This is a genomic window from Dechloromonas sp. ARDL1, assembly GCF_051122455.1.
Classification (GTDB): domain Bacteria; phylum Pseudomonadota; class Gammaproteobacteria; order Burkholderiales; family Rhodocyclaceae; genus Azonexus.
Map to the genome: position 1 here is coordinate 4,460,217 of NZ_CP168939.1, position 16,397 is coordinate 4,476,613.

Annotated in this window: 18 protein-coding genes; 3 read left to right on the forward strand and 15 right to left on the reverse strand. The window is 64.2% G+C overall.

Going from position 1 to position 16,397, the window contains the following annotated elements; genetic code table 11:
* Positions 1–50 precede the first annotated feature (50 nt).
* The 3 genes from AB6Q56_RS21975 to AB6Q56_RS21985 are packed head-to-tail and all read left to right on the forward strand — an operon-like array spanning position 51 to position 2,457.
* Positions 51–1,010, forward strand: coding sequence for a uroporphyrinogen-III C-methyltransferase (locus AB6Q56_RS21975; RefSeq protein WP_434515130.1), 960 nt, complete (start codon positions 51–53; stop codon positions 1,008–1,010).
* On the forward strand, positions 1,007–2,191 hold the full coding sequence (locus AB6Q56_RS21980; protein WP_434515131.1) for a heme biosynthesis protein HemY: 1,185 nt from the start codon (positions 1,007–1,009) through the stop codon (positions 2,189–2,191). The genes AB6Q56_RS21975 and AB6Q56_RS21980 overlap by 4 nt, the downstream gene beginning before the upstream one ends.
* A gap of 26 nt (positions 2,192–2,217) precedes the next feature.
* Positions 2,218–2,457 (forward strand): hypothetical protein, encoded by a 240-nt coding sequence (locus AB6Q56_RS21985; RefSeq protein WP_434515132.1) that lies wholly within the window; start codon positions 2,218–2,220, stop codon positions 2,455–2,457.
* 85 nt (positions 2,458–2,542) lie between these two features.
* On the opposite strand, the gene hemF is transcribed toward AB6Q56_RS21985, so the two are convergent.
* The 15 genes from hemF to AB6Q56_RS22060 all read right to left on the reverse strand — a co-directional run bounded on the left by hemF (position 2,543) and on the right by AB6Q56_RS22060 (position 16,387).
* Entirely contained in the window at positions 2,543–3,445 is a 903-nt protein-coding gene (gene hemF / locus AB6Q56_RS21990; RefSeq protein ID WP_434515133.1) for an oxygen-dependent coproporphyrinogen oxidase, read from the reverse strand.
* Between the two features lie 10 nt (positions 3,446–3,455).
* Positions 3,456–4,229 carry a hypothetical protein gene (locus AB6Q56_RS21995; protein WP_434515134.1) on the reverse strand — a complete coding sequence of 258 codons (774 nt, stop codon included), beginning with the start codon at positions 4,227–4,229 and terminating at the stop codon, positions 3,456–3,458.
* A gap of 3 nt (positions 4,230–4,232) precedes the next feature.
* The gene (purD, locus tag AB6Q56_RS22000; RefSeq protein WP_434515135.1) at positions 4,233–5,510 is read right to left on the reverse strand and encodes a phosphoribosylamine--glycine ligase; all 1,278 of its coding nucleotides are present in this window, start codon (positions 5,508–5,510) and stop codon (positions 4,233–4,235) included.
* Positions 5,511–5,591: 81 nt separating this feature from the next.
* On the reverse strand, positions 5,592–7,184 hold the full coding sequence (gene purH / locus AB6Q56_RS22005; RefSeq protein WP_434515136.1) for a bifunctional phosphoribosylaminoimidazolecarboxamide formyltransferase/IMP cyclohydrolase: 1,593 nt from the start codon (positions 7,182–7,184) through the stop codon (positions 5,592–5,594).
* Positions 7,185–7,272: 88 nt separating this feature from the next.
* Positions 7,273–7,506, reverse strand: a complete 234-nt coding sequence (locus AB6Q56_RS22010) for a Fis family transcriptional regulator (RefSeq protein ID WP_434515137.1) — start codon at positions 7,504–7,506, stop codon at positions 7,273–7,275.
* Positions 7,503–8,531: a tRNA dihydrouridine synthase DusB gene (gene dusB / locus AB6Q56_RS22015; protein WP_434515138.1), complete on the reverse strand. Its 1,029-nt coding sequence runs from the start codon at positions 8,529–8,531 to the stop codon at positions 7,503–7,505. The genes AB6Q56_RS22010 and dusB overlap by 4 nt, the downstream gene beginning before the upstream one ends.
* Before the next feature lie 121 nt (positions 8,532–8,652).
* Positions 8,653–9,213: a hypoxanthine-guanine phosphoribosyltransferase gene (locus AB6Q56_RS22020; RefSeq protein WP_434515139.1), complete on the reverse strand. Its 561-nt coding sequence runs from the start codon at positions 9,211–9,213 to the stop codon at positions 8,653–8,655.
* 1 nt (position 9,214) lies between these two features.
* Entirely contained in the window at positions 9,215–9,769 is a 555-nt protein-coding gene (locus tag AB6Q56_RS22025; protein ID WP_434515140.1) for an adenine phosphoribosyltransferase, read from the reverse strand.
* Between the two features lie 7 nt (positions 9,770–9,776).
* Complete coding sequence (locus tag AB6Q56_RS22030; RefSeq protein ID WP_434515141.1) at positions 9,777–11,066, reverse strand: NCS2 family permease; 1,290 nt, start codon at positions 11,064–11,066, stop codon at positions 9,777–9,779.
* Between the two features lie 61 nt (positions 11,067–11,127).
* Entirely contained in the window at positions 11,128–12,003 is an 876-nt protein-coding gene (locus AB6Q56_RS22035; RefSeq protein WP_434515142.1) for a 1,4-dihydroxy-2-naphthoate polyprenyltransferase, read from the reverse strand.
* 65 nt (positions 12,004–12,068) lie between these two features.
* Positions 12,069–13,214, reverse strand: a complete 1,146-nt coding sequence (locus tag AB6Q56_RS22040) for an FAD-dependent monooxygenase (RefSeq protein ID WP_434515143.1) — start codon at positions 13,212–13,214, stop codon at positions 12,069–12,071.
* On the reverse strand, positions 13,207–14,505 hold the full coding sequence (locus AB6Q56_RS22045) for an aminopeptidase P N-terminal domain-containing protein (RefSeq protein ID WP_434515144.1): 1,299 nt from the start codon (positions 14,503–14,505) through the stop codon (positions 13,207–13,209). Before AB6Q56_RS22045 ends, AB6Q56_RS22040 begins: the two co-directional genes overlap by 8 nt.
* A 6-nt stretch (positions 14,506–14,511) precedes the next feature.
* Positions 14,512–14,694, reverse strand: a complete 183-nt coding sequence (locus AB6Q56_RS22050) for a hypothetical protein (protein ID WP_434515145.1) — start codon at positions 14,692–14,694, stop codon at positions 14,512–14,514.
* Positions 14,694–15,371, reverse strand: coding sequence for an N-acetylmuramate alpha-1-phosphate uridylyltransferase MurU (murU, locus tag AB6Q56_RS22055; RefSeq protein WP_434515146.1), 678 nt, complete (start codon positions 15,369–15,371; stop codon positions 14,694–14,696). Before murU ends, AB6Q56_RS22050 begins: the two co-directional genes overlap by 1 nt.
* Entirely contained in the window at positions 15,371–16,387 is a 1,017-nt protein-coding gene (locus AB6Q56_RS22060) for an aminoglycoside phosphotransferase family protein (RefSeq protein ID WP_434515147.1), read from the reverse strand. Before AB6Q56_RS22060 ends, murU begins: the two co-directional genes overlap by 1 nt.
* Positions 16,388–16,397 lie beyond the last annotated feature (10 nt).

Here is a 16,397-nt window from a genome sequence, read left to right on the forward strand (position 1 = left end):
CTGCTCCCTCGCCGCTTCCGACGCGCCGTTCCGGCCGTTTCGGATTGAGCTTGGCCGTTGCCGTCGCTGCCTTGGCCCTGGCCGGCTGGCAATGGTTCGAAACACGCCAGAAACTCGCCGACCTGCAGCAGGAGGTCAGCCGCCAGTTGAGCGACTTTGACACCGGTAACAAGGAAGAGCGCGGCGCGCAGAAACAGACGCGTGAGCAGCTTGAGGCCCTGCAGGCCAAATTGGGCGCCTTTGAAGGTCGCTTTACCGAATTCCAGGCACAGACCGAGGCACTCAAAGCGCTGAACCAGGACATTGCCCGCGGTCGCGAGGAAGCGACCTTGCTTGAGGTCGAGCAGGCGATTACGCTGGCCGGACAGCAATTGCAACTGGCCGGCAATGTGCCGGTCGCGGTGCTCGCGCTGCAGACGGCCGATTCGCGCCTGGCGCGCCTCGACCGTCCGGCCCATCTGCCGTTGCGCAAGGCGCTGGCCAGGGATCTCGAGCGCCTGAATGCGCTGCCGTTCGTCGATATACCCGGTGTCAGCCTGCGTCTCGAGCAGTTGATCCATGGCATCGACAAGCTGCCGCTGACGGCCTATGGGCGTCCGGTGGAAAAAGTGGAGCCCCTGAAGTCTGCCCCCGTGGTTCCCTGGTGGCAGCGCACCGGCGGCGAGGTCTGGCAGGAATTGAAGGGCTTGGTCCGCATTCAGCGTTTCGACCGCGAGGATCCCGCGCTTCTGGCGCCCGGTCAGGGCTATTTCCTGCGCGAGAACCTCAAGCTGCGCCTGCTCAATGCACGCTTGGCCTTGTTTTCACGCGACCAATGGACCTACCGCAACGAGCTGAAGGTCGCCCAGGAGTGGCTGAGCAAGTATTTCGACACCAACGACAAGGCTGTGGCGACGGAGCAGGCGATGCTGCGCCAGATGTCGGCGGCCGAGATCAATGTCGAGCTTCCGAATTTGAACGAAACCCAGGCCGCATTGCGTAGCCTGCGCCAGGGCAGGGACAAGCGGTGAGAGGGCTGTTCTGGGTCGTTACCCTGTTCGGAGTGGCTGTTGCGGTCGCCCTCGGCGCCCGCTTGAACGATGGTTACCTGCTGCTCGTGGTCCCGCCGTGGCGCGTCGAGATTTCGCTGAACCTGTTCATTGTCGCGCTGCTGGTGCTGTTCACCGCTTTCTACGCAGCAATGCGCGTTACGTCAGCGACCTTCGGACTGCCGAAGCGGGTTCGCGCCTATCGCGCCCGTCGCCAACGCGATCAGGCCGGGTTGGTTTTCCAGGACGCCGTGCGCCTGCTCTTCGAGGGGCGTTTCGGTCAAGCCATGAAAAAGGCCAGCGAAGCCCACGGTGCCGGTACGGCCCCCGGCTTGTCGGCACTGATTGCCGCCCGTGCCGCACAACGCATGCGCGAGCCGGAAAAGCAGCAATATTGGCTCGAACACGCCAAGACCGACGATCCGCGCACCGAGGCGGCGACCTTGATGCTCGATGCCGAAATGGCCAACGAGGAACGCCGTTTCTCCGATGCCTTGGATGCCCTGGGGCGTCTGCAGGGCAAGCAGGGGCGGCATATCGCAGCCTTGCGCCTGGAGTTGCGGGCGCGTCAGGGGAGTGGCGACTGGGATGGCGTACTCAAGCTGGTGCGCCAACTGGCCAAGCGCGATGCGCTGCCACCGGAAGTCGTCGTGGAAATCCGTACCCAGGCGCATCTGGCCAATATCGGCAAGCGCCGTGGTGATCAGGGGCAACTGGTTGTCTACCTGCGCGGCCTGCCGGAAGAGGAGCGAGGCCGGCGCGTGTCGCTGGCGGCAGCCAAGGCGCTGACTGCACTGCATGTCGAGGGCGAGGCCCAGAAGCTGATCGAGGCATCGCTCGACAAGGCAGGTAGCGATACCTGGCAATCCGAGCTGGCTGCCATCTATGGGCGTTTGTCGGGCGGCGACCAGACAGCACGCATCGCCAAGGCAGAGGGCTGGCTACTCCGTCATCCGGACGATGCCGTGCTGCTCCTCGCACTGGGCCGGATGTGCCAGCGCCAGCGCCTGTGGGGCAAGGCGCAGAGCTACCTGGAGGCGTCGCTGTCGGTCAGGGCGACACAGGAAGCGCATCTCGCGCTGGCACGCTTGCTTGACGAACTCGACAAGGCTGACGAGGCCAACAAACACTACCGGGCCAGCGCACAGCTCAACGCAAGCTAGGCGTGCCCATAACGAGGAGAGGGGAAGTGCTGAATATCGATCTGCGGAAAATCTACAACTTCTACCCGGTCGAGCCGGCTCCCAATCCGAATGCACTGCCGACCGGTGGCGACGTGTATTACGAATGTCTGGAGTGCTCGGTAATCGTCAATTCGGTGCCACACATCAAGGCTGCTTGCGCCTGCGGTAACCTTGAGGGCGGCGGCGGGAAAATGGGCGTCAAGGATCCAACGCGCGTCCGCGTGGTCAAGGGCAAGCTGAAGTAGTTATTAGTCATGAGCTGTCGGTAAAGTTAAAGGGGCGCCGTGGCGCCCCTTTGTTTGCTAATGACCGGTAACTAACAACGCGTAACTAGCCCAGCCAATCCTGCGGCTTCAGGAAAACCTCGTACAGCTCGGCTTCGGGCGTCCCGGCTTCCGGTTTCCAGTCATAGCGCCATTTGACGATGGGCGGCAGCGACATCAGGATGGATTCGGTGCGTCCGCCGGATTGCAGGCCGAACAGCGTGCCACGGTCCCAGACCAGGTTGAATTCGACGTAGCGGCCCCGGCGGTAGGCTTGGAAGTCGCGCTCGCGCTCGCCGTAGGGCGTGTCACAGCGCTTGGCCAGCACCGGCAGGTAAGCCTGGGTGAAGGCGTCGCCGACGGATTGCGTCAGGCTGAAACAGCGCTCGAAACCGCCATCGTTCAAGTCGTCGAAGAAGACGCCGCCGACGCCGCGCGGTTCGTTGCGGTGCTTGAGGAAGAAGTAGTCGTCGCACCACGCCTTGTACTTCGGGTAGACCTCGTCCCCGAACGGAGCGAGCGCATCGCGGCAGGTGCGATGGAAATGCTGCACATCCTCACGCTGGCCGTAATAGGGCGTCATGTCCATGCCGCCTCCGAACCACCAGACGGGCTCCTCGCCTTCCTTGCTGGCGATGAAGCAGCGCACGTTCATGTGCGCCGTCGGGCAGTAGGGATTGCGCGGATGCAGGACCAGCGAGACGCCCATTGCTTCCCAGGAGCGGCCAGCCAGTTGGGGACGCACGGCGGTGGCCGAGGCGGGTAACGATTTCCCGGTGACGTGCGAGAAATTGACGCCGCCGCGCTCGAAGAAGTCGCCCTCCTCGATCAGCCGCGAAATGCCACCGCCGCCTTCCGGGCGTTGCCAGCTGTCGGTACGGAAGGGCTGGCCGTCGAAGGCTTCCAGTTCGGCGACGATGCGCGATTGGAGTCCGGTGAAGTAGCGGGCGATTTGATCTGCAGGAAGCATGGTGTGGTGTTTAAACGCGAGGTTTCGGTGCGGAGACGTTGGGGGTGAAGGGCGGCTGCTCCTTGAACAGAAGCATGCCTTTTTCCAGGGAAATGTCCGCGATGTTGGGGAGGATGACCGGGGTGACTTGGCCGGCCTCGTTGATGTTGATCACCAGCCCGCCGATCGGGGTGGTCGAGCCGGCAAGGGCGGTGCGCAGGAAGCTCAGGTAAAGCTCGAAGTCTGGGCCGCTGGCTCCGTTCATGGCCTGCCCGGCGGTATTTTCGCTGGCGAACAGGTGGCTCTGGATAAAGCGGTCGAGTCGGCAGGGAGGTTGCGTTTGGGCCGTTGCCTCGCCCTCGGCAAGGTTCGGGGCCGCGAAGCGTTGCAGATAAGGTTGGAAATTCCACGGTGGCGGGGACTTTCTTTCCCAGGTGATACCGGATTCGGAAAACAGGTGGCAGCTTTTTGAAATGGCGAGCATGGCGTCGCGTTGCAGTCCGCCGGGGAGCAAGTCCCTAGCGAGCGTCGTCCACAGCGCGGCGCTTTTTACCGCCTCCTTGTCGAGGCCTTCCGTGTTGCCCTGGCGCTTGAACTCGAACAGATAGTTGCGTCCGCTCAGGCCCAGCGCCAGGTCGCCGGTCCATGGATCGGCGCCGGTTTGCTGGAGCAGCGCACTGACTGGCGCCTCCCGGTTATTCTTGGCCGCGTAATAGCCTATGCCGACCAGGAACGCGCCAATGTAGGTGTTTTCGGCGAGTGGCGGGTATTTCACGGCTTCGGCGGTCGCTTGTTCGCCCGCCATCGCTTAGCGGGAAATGGCCCGGTAGCCGATGTCCTTGCGGTACTGCATGCCATTCCACGTGATCTGGGCCGCAGCCTCGTAGGCGGCCTTCTGAGCCAGCTTGACGTTTTCACCCAGTGCGGTGACGCACAGCACGCGGCCGCCGGCGGTGGTCACTTGGCCGTCCTTGTCGGCGGTGCCGGCGTGGAAGACGTGGCAGTCGTCGCCGAAGCTGTTGGCCTTGGGCAGGCCGCCGATCACGTCACCCTTCTTCGGGGTGTCCGGATAGTTAGCGGCGGCGAGGACGACGCCGAGCGCGATGCGGCGGTCCCATTCGGCCTCGATCTGGTCGAGCGTGCCGTCGATACCGTGTTCGATCAGGTCGACGAAGTCGGACTTCAGGCGCATCAGGATCGGCTGGGTTTCCGGGTCGCCCATGCGGCAGTTGAATTCCAGCGTCTTGACCGAGCCGTCCTTGCCGATCATCAGGCCGGCGTAGAGGAAGCCGGTGAAGGGGATGCCGTCGGCCGCCATGCCGCGCACCGTCGGCAGGATGATTTCGCGCATCGCCTTGGCATGCACTTCCGGGGTGACGCACGGAGCCGGGGAGTAGGCGCCCATGCCGCCGGTGTTCGGGCCCTGGTCGCCGTCGAAGATGCGCTTGTGGTCCTGGCTGGAGGCCAGGGCGAGCACGTTCTTGCCGTCGACCATGACGATGAAGCTGGCTTCCTCGCCGTCGAGGAAGTCCTCGATGACGACGCGGGCACCGGCATCGCCCAGCTTGTTGCCGGACAGCATGTCGTCGATGGCGGCGTGCGCTTCGTCGAGGTTCATGGCGACGACGACGCCCTTGCCGGCGGCCAGGCCGTCGGCCTTGATGACGATGGGGGCGCCCTGGCGGTCGATGTAGGCGTGGGCCGCGGCAGCATCGGAGAAGGTCTCGAAGCCGGCGGTCGGGATGTTGTGGCGGGCCATGAAGCGCTTGGCGAAGTCCTTGGAGGACTCGAGCTGGGCGGCTTCCTTGGTCGGGCCGAAGATTTTCAGGCCGCGGGCGCGGAAGACGTTGACCACACCAGCCGCCAGCGGGGCTTCCGGGCCGACCAGGGTGAGGTGAATCTTGTTCTGCTCGGCAAAATCAGCCAGGGCTTCCGGATCGGTGATGTTGATGTTTTCCAGCTCGTGCTCGCGGGCCGTGCCGGCGTTGCCCGGGGCAACGTACACCTTCTGCAGGCCGGGGGTCTGGGCCAGCTTCCAGGCCATGGCGTGCTCGCGGCCGCCGGAACCGATTACCAGTAGTTTCATGGCTGATCTCTTGTTGAAATGTTGTCGTGCTGTCCGTTGCGGCATCCGCGCCCCGAGAGGCGCGCGGACGCGGGGAGAGGCTTAGTGTCGGAAATGGCGGGCGCCGGTGAAGACCATGGCGATGCCATGCTCGTCGGCTGCCGCGATGACTTCCTCGTCGCGCATCGAGCCGCCCGGCTGGATGACGGCGACGGCACCGGCTTCGGCCAGCACATCGAGACCGTCGCGGAACGGGAAGAAGGCGTCGGAGGCGACGACCGAGCCCTTGAGCGGCAGGCCGGCATTGGTGGCCTTGATGCTGGCGATCTTGGTCGAATCGACGCGGCTCATCTGGCCGGCGCCGACGCCGAGGGTCATGCCGCCGCCGCAGAAGACGATGGCGTTGGACTTGACGAACTTGGCGACGCGCTCGGCGAAGAGCAGGTCTTCGATCTGCTGGGCGGTCGGCTGCACCTTGGTGACAACCTTCAGGCCGGACGCCTGGGCGGTGAAATCGTCAGCGGTTTGCACCAGCAGGCCGCCGCCCACGCGCTTCAGTTCGAGCTTGTTCAGGTCACGGCCGAGCGGCACAACCAGCACGCGCAGGTTGGTCTTCGAGGCCAGTGCAGCCTTGGCTTCGGCGGTGAAAGAGGGGGCGATCAGCACTTCGACGAAGTGCTTGCGCGCGTTCATGGCTTCAACGACGTCAATGCCGACTTCGCCGTTGAAGGCGATGATGCCGCCGAAGGCCGAGGTCGAATCGGTTTTGAAAGCCTTTTCGTAGGCACCGAGCAGGGTGCCGTCGATGGCGACGCCGCACGGGTTGGCGTGCTTGATGATGACGCAGGCCGGGGCCTCGAAGGCCTTGACGCATTCCCAGGCGGCATCGGAGTCGGCGATGTTGTTGTAGGACAGTTCCTTGCCCTGCAACTGCGTGTAAGCGGCGATGCTGCCCGGCAGGGCGACGGTATCGCGGTAGAAAGCGGCTTGTTGGTGCGAATTCTCGCCGTAGCGCAGAATTTCGGTGCGGTCGAAAGCCAGTTGCAGCTTGGCCGGGAAGATCGACGGGACTGGCGCGGCCTCGGCCGGCTTGGCTTCGGCGCCTTCGTCGAGGCCGGTCAGCCAGTTGGCGATCATGCTGTCGTAACGGGCGGTATGGGTGAAGGCCTTCTTGGCCAGGTTGAAGCGGGTAGCGAGTTGGAGCGCGCCGCCATTGGCCTGCATTTCGGCGAGCAGCGGGGCGTAGTCTTCCGGATCGGTGACGATGGCAACGCCGTTGTAGTTCTTGGCCGAGGAGCGAACCATGGCCGGGCCGCCGATGTCGATGTTCTCAATGGCGTCTTCCAGCGTCACGCCAGCTTTGGCGATGGTGGCGGCAAACGGGTAGAGGTTCACGCAGACCAGATCGATCATCGGGATGCCGTGCTGGTCGATGGTGGCCATGTGTTCTGCCAGGTCGCGCCGGGCGAGGATTCCGCCGTGCACCTTCGGGTGCAGGGTCTTGACGCGGCCATCGAGCATTTCCGGGAAGCCGGTGTAGTCGCCGATTTCGGTGACGGCGAGACCTGCGTCACGCAGCATCTTGGCGGTGCCGCCGGTGGACAGGAGCTTGACGCCTTGCGCGGCGAGGCCTTGGGCGAATTCGAGTACACCCGTCTTGTCGGAGACGGAAATCAGCGCTTGCTTGATGGACATGTTAGTAGCTAGTGATTAGTAATGAGTGGTTTGCGGCTAGGTGCAAGGTTTTGCCGTTAGCCAACGACTAACGACTAATGACCAGCAACTAGAGCAACTGGTGTTCAGTGAGTTTCTTGCGCAGCGTGTTGCGGTTGATGCCGAGCATTTCCGCAGCGACGGTCTGGTTGCTGCCGGCCTTGGCCAGCACGACTTCCAGCATCGGCTTTTCCACGCTCTTCAGGACCATGTCATAGATGGCGGCCGGTTTTTCACCGTCCAGGTCCCGAAAGTATTGTTCCAGTGCGGTTACGACGCACTTCCCCAGATCATGTTGGCTCATGCTGCCAACGCCTCCTCTTGTGTTTTGTTTTCTTCGTATTGCAGGTGGTCGTGCTCTTCCGCATAACGCAGGAAAAAGTCGTTCACCGCTTGGTGCTGCAACTCTACAGTTGGCAGCGTATTCATCACCTTGCGGAACGCCGCCGAGCCGATCAGGCCTTTGGTGTACCAGGAGATGTGTTTTCTGGCGACCTTGACCCCCGTGTCCAGGCCGTAGAAATCGTAAAGGTCGACGAGATGCGCCATCAGGATGGCGTGAATCTCGGCAACCGGGGCCGGCGCCATTTTTTCGCCGGTCTTCAGATAGTGTTCGATCTCGCGGAACAGCCAGGGGCGGCCCTGGGCGGCGCGGCCGATCATGACGCCGTCGGCGCCGGTCACGTCGAGGACGTGCTTGGCCTTTTCCGGCGTGGTGATGTCGCCGTTGGCGATGACCGGAATCTTCACCAGCGTCTTCACATAGGCGATGGTGTCGTACTCGGCCTCGCCGGTGTATTGCTGGCAGCGTGTGCGACCGTGGATGGCGACGGCGCGGATGCCAGCGGATTCGGCAATGCGCGCGATATTCGGCGCGTTCTTGTTGGCGATGTTCCAGCCGGTGCGGAATTTCAGCGTTACCGGCGTATTGGGCACGGCGGTAACGACGGCGTCGAGAATCTCGCCGACCAGTTGCTCGTGCTGCATCAGCGCCGATCCGGCCATCACATTGCACACCTTCTTGGCCGGGCAGCCCATGTTGATATCGATGATCTGGGCGCCGTTATCGACATTGTGCTTGGCGGCTTCAGCCATCATCTTCGGGTCGGCGCCGGCGATCTGCACCGAGATCGGCTCGACTTCGCCCGTGTGGTTGGCCCGGCGCAGGGTCTTGGCGCTGCCGTAGAGCAGCGAGTTCGATGTCACCATCTCGGAAACGGCCAGTCCGGCGCCCATCTTCTTGCACAACTGGCGGAACGGACGATCCGTGACGCCCGCCATCGGTGCGACGAAGAGATTGTTGCGCAAGGTGAAACCGGCAAATTCCATGGGCGAGCGGGGGCGTTGGAGCAAATTTGGGGAAGCGGCGGATTGTAGCGCAATCACCGCCTAAAAAATAGTCAGGTGCGCATCGATTTTTGTCCTGACCTCCCGGCTTGACGATTGATTTTTAATGACCTTTGAGCGCGTAGATGCCCGGCGCGTTGCGCCAGTAGCCCTTGTAGTCCATGCCGCAGCCAAACAGGAATCGATCGGGAATGTCGAGACCGGTGAAGTCGGCGCGCATGCCGGGCTCGGCCTTACGCTGGTGCTCCTTGTGCACCAGCACGGCGGTCAGTACACGGGCCGCGCCTTCTTCATCCAGGTGCTGGCAAATGGCTTTCAGGGTATGACCCTCGTCGAGAATGTCGTCAATGACCAGAACCGTGCGCCCCTTCAGTTCCTGCGCCGGGCGCACTCGCCAGTCGAGCAGACTGTTGCCCTGCAGTTGCATGCCGTAGCGGCTGGCGTGCAGGTAGCCTACTTCCAAAGGAAAGTTGAGGCGGGCGAGCAGTTGGCCAGCGACGACCAAGCCGCCGTTCATCACGGTATAGACCAGCGGCGCACTGTCGGCGAGTTCGGCGGTGATGGCGGCGGCCATGCGGTCGAGGGCGGCATTGACCTGCTGCGGCGTGGCGAGGCAGTCGGCCTCGGCCATCGCGCGCTTGATTTCGTTGATGTCGACGGTCATTTCAGTGTCCTTCAAATTCGCAAACGGTAAAGACGGGCAGGCCGGCGGCCTTGAGCAACCGGGAGCCACCGAGTTCGGGCAGGTCGACGATGGCGGCGGCTTCGACGATGACACCGCCCAGGCGCTGGATCAGCCGGGCGCCAGCCATCATCGTGCCGCCGGTGGCGACCAGATCGTCGATGAGCAGGACACGGTCGCCGGCCTTGATCGCATCGGTGTGGATCTCGACGGCGGCGTTGCCGTATTCCAGTTCGTATTCCTCGCTGACCGTCGAGAAGGGCAGCTTGCCCTTCTTGCGTACCGGTACGAAACCCTTGTTCAACTGGTGGGCCACGACGGCGCCCAGGATGAAACCGCGGGCGTCGATGCCGGCGACGATATCGATCTGTTCTTCCATGTAGCGCAGCACAAAGGCGTCGACGAGCACGCAGAAGGCGCGCGGGTCCTGCAGCAGTGGGGTGATGTCGCGAAACTGCACCCCTGGCTCGGGCCAGTCCGGAACGGTGCGGATGCGGGATTTCAGGTAGCCGGTGTCGGGCAACGGAGCGCGGTTCATGTCGACTTCAGAGCAGGGCGAATTTGGCGATGAAGGCGGCGGCGATCAGGGCTACGGTCGGCGATACGTCGCGAGGACGACCGGCGAGTACCTTGATGGCGACATAGGAAATGAAGCCGAAGGAAATGCCGTGCGCGATCGAAAAAGTGAACGGGATGGTGATTGCCGTGACGACGGCAGGTGTCGCCTCGGTCAGGTCGTCCCAATGGATCTCGGCGAGGCCGCGCGACATCAGGATGGCGACATAGCACAGTGCCGGCGCCGTGGCATAGGCCGGCACGGTGCCGGCGAGCGGTGCGAAGACGATGCAGCACAGGAAGAGCACGGCGACGACCACAGCGGTCAGGCCAGTTCGCCCCCCGGCGGCAGTGCCGGCCGCCGATTCAATGTAGGCGGTGGTCGATGAGGTGCCGAGCACGGCGCCGGCGCTGATGGCGACCGAGTCGGCGAGCAGGGCCTTCTTCAGGCGCGGCAGCTTGCCGTCTTTGTCGAGCAGGCCGGCCCGGTGGCAGACGCCGACCAGGGTCCCGGAGGCGTCGAAGAGTTCGACCATGAAGAAGGTCAGCACCACGGCGAGCAGGCCGGCATTCAACGCGCCAGCCAGGTCGAGCTGCATGAAGGTCGGCGCCAGCGATGGCGGCGCGGCGACGATGCCCTTGAACTCGGTGAGGCCGAGCGCGACCGAGGCGCCGGTGACGGCAAGGATGGCGATGATGATGGCGCCCGGAACCTTGCGGTATTCCAGCGCGGCGATCAGCATGAAACCGGCGGCGGCGAGCAACGGGCCGGGGCTGTGGATATTCCCGAGGGTGAGCAGGGTGGCCGGGTGGGCGGTGATCAGGCCGGCATTCTTCAGGCCGATGATGGCGAGAAAGAGGCCGATGCCGGCGGATATCGAATATTTGAGCGAGGTCGGAATGGCGTTGACGATCCATTCGCGCACCTTGAACAGGCTGAGCAGGATGAACAGTCCGCCGGAAATCAGGACGGCGCCGAGGGCGGCCTGCCAGGTGTAGCCCATGCCCTGAACGACGGTGAAGGCGAAGTAGGCGTTGAGCCCCATGGCCGGGGCGAGGGCGACCGGGTAGTTGGCGTAGAGGCCCATGATCGCCGTGCCGATGGCGGCGGCGAGGCAGGTGGCGACGAATACGGCATCGCGCGGCATGCCGGCGGCGGAGAGGATGTCCGGGTTGACGAAGACGATGTAGGCCATCGTCAGGAAGGTGGTCAGGCCGGCGATGACTTCGGTGCGGACCGTTGTGCCGTGGGCCTGCAGCTGGAAAAATCGTTCGAGCATGCGCAGCTCCCGGAAAAAGCAAGGCACTCTATAGCAACTCGCGGCTCCCCGCGATTGTGGTTTACACCAACGGGAAGGCCAGGGCGAGCAGGCAGGCGAAGACCATCTGCAAGCCGGCCGTGGCGGCGAGAATCGTGTTGAACACCGGACCGGGCTGCTCGCGATGGAAGCGGGCGATCAGGCGCAGGGCCAGCGGGAGCGACAGCAACGGCAGGGCGGCTGGCCACCCGAGGTCGCTGAGTGCCGGCAGCAGGGCGTAGGGGGCGAGCATCTCCAGCACGTAGAGGCGTCGGGTAGCGGGGCGGCCGAGGCGGACGGCCAGCGTATTCTTCCCATGGGCCTTGTCGCCATCGTGGTCGCGGTAGTTGTTGACGGTGATGACGGCGGCGGCGTGGCTGCCTACCAGCGCCGCGGCGATCAGCGCCATGGCTGTCAGGCTCAGCGTCTGCAGGTAGTAGCTGCCGCCGACAGCCGCCAGGCCAAAGAAGATAAAAACGAAAAGCTCGCCGAGCGGCCCGTAGGCGATAGGTTTCGGGCCGCCGGTGTAGGCCCAGCCGGCGGCCAGCGAGGCAAGGCCGATGGCGACGATGGGCCAGCCGCCGTGCCACACCAGATAGATGCCGCATAGGAAGGCGAGTGCGAAGCTGAGCCAGGCGCCGCCCTTGACCATGCCGGGCGTCAGCCAGCCTTCGGCGGTGGCGCGCCGGGGGCCGAGGCGGCCGGGGGTGTCGGTGCCGCGCAGGAAGTCGCCGACGTCGTTGAACAGGTTGGTGCCGATCTGAATGAAGGCGGCGCCGAGCGCGGCGGCCAGCAGAGGCAGCCAGAGCACGGCGTGCGCGTCATGCCAGGCGATGGCCGTGCCAACGAGCACGGGCGACAGCGAGACCGTGAGCGTTTTGGGACGGCAGGCGAGGAACCAGGCGGTGGTTTTGTTCATGCGTTTGGGAAGGGGGCGGGTGGCGCCACTTTAATCGGGCGTCGCGTCCTTGCCCTTGGTGCAGATCAAGGCCAGGCGCGGGCGCCCCAGATCATCCGCTTGGCAACGAAGTGGCGGGCCGGCGGACAGATGTCGAGGGCGAGCAGGCCGAGGCCGCGCGCCAGCTTGAGCGGGGCGATGTCGTTGGAGAAGGCCTTGACGATCTTGTCGGTGAAGAAGGCGCCGCCTTGACGGTCGAGGTGGCGGCTGGCTGCGTAATCGGCCAGCGTTGCCGGCGTTGCTCTGTTCCTGAGCAGCCGTTCGGCCAGTTGCCAGGCGTCGCGCAGGCCGAGGTTGAAGCCTTGGCCGGAGACCGGATGCAACGTCTGGGCCGTGTTGCCGATCCAGACTTCGCTGCCCTTGACCAGGGTGTCGCGCATCCGTAGCGCCAACGGGAAACGGCTGCGCTTGCCGGGGTTGGCGAAGGTCATGCGGCGGCCGAATTGGTTCTGCAGTGCGGCGACGAAGGCGTCGTCGTCAAGTGCCATGACGGCATCGGCCTTGCTCGGCGGCAGCGTGAATACGATGGAGTATTCGTCACCGAGCGGTAGCAGGGCGAGCGGGCCGTCGGGGGTGAAGCGCTCCCAGGCGCGGTTATCGTGCCCCGGCGTCGGGCGGACTTCGCAGATCACCGCATGCTGGCCATAGTCGCTGACCGAGATGGCCGGGTCGTCGCCCGGCGTGCCTTCGGCATGAACCAGCAGCTTGCAGCGGAGGATGCGCAGTTGGCCGCCATGGCGCAGCGACACCGTGGCGCCGTCGGCGTCGGCTTCGATGTTCAGGATTTCCGCTTCGGGCAAGAGGCTGTCGGCTTGCAGGTTGCCGGCGAGCGCCGTGGCGAGGTCACGGTAGCGGACGACGTAACCGAGTGCCGGCAATCGATAGTCGGTGCGGTCGATCAGGGTGCGACCGAAACCGTCTTTCTGCGAGATATGGATGGTTTCGATCGGTGTCGCGGCGCGCGACGGCCAGCTCCGGATTTGTTCCAACAACTCGCGTGCGCCGTGGGAGAGGGCCAAGGCGCGCGGATCGGCTTGCAGGGCGGCGGGCGGGCGGCGGTCGAGCAGCAGTGAGGTCTGCCCGCCGGCGGCGAGCGCCAGGTGCAGCGTCATGCCGACCGGGCCGGCACCGATGATCAGGATGTCGACGCTTTCGACGGCGGAATCAGTCACGGCGCATGACCTCCTCGATCTCGGCCACTGTTTTTGGTGCGCTAGTGTAGATGTGGCAGCCCGTTTCCGTGACGCGCACATCGTCCTCGATGCGGATGCCGATGCCGGCCAGTGCAGGCGGGATGTCGTCGGCCGGGCGAATGTAGAGGCCGGGTTCGACGGTGACGGTCATGCCAGGCTGCAGCGTGGTCCACTGGTCGCCGACCTTGTATTCGCCGGCATCGTGCACATCGAGCCCGAGCCAGTGGCCGGTACGGTGCATGTAGAAACGGCGGAAATCGCCCTTTTCGATCAGCGTATCGACACTCCCCTTGAGCAGCTTGAGATCGACCAGGCCCTCGGTCAGCACACGCACGGCGGCATCGTGAGCTTCCATGAAATGACGTCCGGGGGCGGTGGCGGCGAAGGCGGCATCCTGTGCGGCGAGGACGATTTCGTACACATCTTTCTGCGCCCCATTGAAGCGGCCGTTGACCGGGAAGGTCCGGGTGATGTCGGCGGCGTAGCCCTCGACTTCGCAGCCGGCGTCGATCAGGACCAGCGTATGGTCATTGAGCAGCTTGTTGTTCTCGACGTAGTGCAGCACGCAGGCATTGCTCCCGCAGGCGACGATGGGTGTATAGGCATGGGCGTCGGCGCCGCGCTTGCGGAACTCGTAGGTCAGTTCGGCTTCCAGTTCGTACTCGGCCATGCCGGGGCGGCAGGCGCGCATGGCACGAGCGTGACCGGCGCTGGCGATGTCGGCGGCGCGCTGCTGGATGGCGGCTTCGGTACTGTCCTTGACCAGGCGCATGGCGTCGAGTTCGGCGCGCAGGTCGTGGATGGCTCGCGGCGCCCGTTTGCCGGCCCGGGTCTGGGCGCGCACGGCGTTCAGGGCCTTGGCGATGCGGCTGTCCCACTCGGCATCGTGCCCGATGGCATGCCAGAGGGTGTCGCGGTCGACCAGCAGTTCGGGCAGTTTCTTGTCGAGTTGCTCGATGGGGTAGGCGGCATCAAAGCCGAAAGCGGCCTTGGCGGCTTTCGGGCCGTAGCGGTAGCCGTCCCATATCTCGCGTTCTTCATGCTTCTCGCGACAGAACAGGATGGACTTCGGCCGCTTGCCGCCAACCAGAACGACGACCGCTTCCGGCTCGGGGAAGCCGGTCAGGTACCAGAAATAGCTGTCGAAGCGATAGGGATGGTGCGCGTCGCGGTTGCGGATGACCTCGGGCGCAGTTGGCACGATGGCGACCCCTTCGCCGATGGTTTTCAGCAGGCGTTTGCGGCGGGTGAGAAAGTGGGCGTGGGTCATGACACCTCAAGAATAGATGAATCCCAATGCAACGATCAATGTGGCCAACCCGCAGACTGCAACGAACTCTTCGTTGTGCTTGGAGCCTTTGTGAGGCGGATAGCGTCCAAACGTCACAATGCGCAGAACAAGCCAGCCTGGCCAGTAGAAGACAGCGACAAGTACAAGCTGCGCGACAAAATCAAACACTACTGACTCTGCTTCTGGAGTTCGGAGTCCAGTTCAGCCAGACGTTGCGGTGTTCCTACATCGACCCAGCGGCCGGTGAAGCGTTCCCCGGTCATCGTGCCGGCAGCGATGGCGGCGTCGAGCAGGGGGCGGAGCTTCATTGGTTGGCCGAGCGGCACGTCGCAGAACAGGGCTGGCGAGAAAATGCCGATGCCAGCGTAGGTGAGCGTTTGCTCACCGTTGGCGTAAACGACGCGTTCGCCATCGAGACTGAAATCGCCGCCAGCGTGGTGCGCCGGGTTGGCGACAAGCAGCAGGTGGGCCGTTACTGCGGTGTAGGGGCGAAAATGGGCAAAATCCACGTCGCACCAGACATCGCCGTTAACGACGAGAAAGGGCTCGTCACCGAGCAAGGGCAGTGCCTGGGCGATACCGCCAGCGGTCTCCAGCGCACCCGGCGGTTCGGGCGAGTAGGCGATGCATAGGCCCCACCGCGAACCGTCGCCGAGCGCCAGCTCGATCTGTGTGCCGAGGTGGGCGTGGTTGATGACGATTTCGCGGAAGCCGGCGGCGGCCAGGCGTTCCAGGTGCCAGACGATGAGCGGCTTGCCGCCGGCGACCAGCAGCGGCTTGGGGGTGTGGTCGGTCAGCGGCCGCATGCGTTCGCCGCGGCCGGCGGCGAGGATCATCGCCTTCATTACTTGTAGCGGTAGCCGATTTGCTCGGTATTGCCTTCCAGGCGGTCGAGCAGGTTCTGCAGCGGTTTGAGCTGCAGGTAGCGGCTGGCTGTCTTGCGGGCGTAGTTGACGAAGCGCGGCAGGTCTTCGGCGTATTTGTCCTTGCCGTCGCGATACTTGAGGCGGCAGAAGATGCCGAGCACCTTGAGGTGACGCTGCAGGCCCATCAGTTCGTACTCGCGCCAGAAGGCGCCGAAATCCTCGCGTACCGGCAGGCCGGCGGCGCGGGCCTTTTCCCAGTAGCGGACGACCCAGTCGATTTCCTGCTCTTCATCCCACGAGATGAAAGCGTCGCGGAAGAGCGAGACGACGTCGTAGGTGATCGGCCCCATGACTGCATCCTGGAAATCGATGATGCCGGGCGTCAGGCGTTCGGCGCTTTCGACGACCATCAGGTTGCGCGGCATGAAGTCGCGGTGCACGAAGACCTTGGGCTGGCCGAGCGCTGAGTTGATCAGGAACTTGAAGGTCCGGTCGAGCATGATCCGGTCTTCGTCGGCGAGTTCGATACCGAGGTGGCGGCCGATGAACCATTCCGGGAAGAGGTCGAGTTCGCGGCGCAGCAGGGTGCCGTCGTAGGGTGGAAGCGTGGCGGCGCTGGACGAGAGTTGCCATTTGACCAGCACGTCGAGCACCGGCCGGATCAGCATGTCGGCCATGCTGAGGTCGGCGTTCAGTGCATCGAGATAACCGATGCGGCCGAGGTCGGTGAGGACCAGGAAACCGTTGTCGAGATCCTTGTCGAGGATGCGCGGCGCTGCCAGGTCGGCTTTGGCGAGCAGGCCGGCGACGTGGATGAAGGGCTTGCAGTTCTCCTTGTCGGGCGGCGCGTCCATCAGGATGCGCGTGCTGCCGTCCGGCCAGGTCAGGCGGAAATAGCGGCGGAAGCTGGCATCGGCCGAAGCCGGGGTGATCTGGACGGATTGGTTCGGGAAGCGCTCGGCTACCCAGTCTGTAACAAGTTGATCGCGCGACATCGGTCGGGTG